Source organism: Aeromicrobium phragmitis (genome assembly GCF_003674095.1).
In the GTDB taxonomy this organism is placed as follows: domain Bacteria; phylum Actinomycetota; class Actinomycetes; order Propionibacteriales; family Nocardioidaceae; genus Aeromicrobium; species Aeromicrobium phragmitis.
The window spans coordinates 1-288 of sequence record NZ_RDBF01000302.1 but is presented as its reverse complement, the minus strand read 5'-3'; the positions used below and the strand labels follow the sequence as shown (position 1 = coordinate 288).

1 pseudogene is annotated in these 288 nt (G+C 70.1%); it reads right to left on the bottom strand.

The annotated features are described in order from the left end of the window. Positions 1-272, bottom strand: a pseudogene (locus tag D9V41_RS17460) (hypothetical protein); the annotation flags it as partial. Positions 273-288: the final 16 nt, after the last annotated feature.

Here is a 288-nt window from a genome sequence, read left to right as displayed (position 1 = left end):
TCACTCTCGGCGAAGAGTTGCGGTTCGGGCTCTCCGGGCTCGCTCGTCTCGGTCGGCGTCGGGGTCGGCGTGGGTGTCGGCGTCGCCGAGGGGCTCGGGGTGGCGTTCAGCGGGGGCAGATCGGCACCGGTGATGCCCGTCGCCGTGAACACGGTCGCTCCCAGCAGTCCTGCGGCGATGCCCAATGCGGCACCGACGATCGCCATCCAGGAGACGGCGCGTACGGCCGGCTTCTTGGCCCGTTCCAGGTCGATGTCGTCGTCCGTGTCCACGAGACGAGTGTACGGC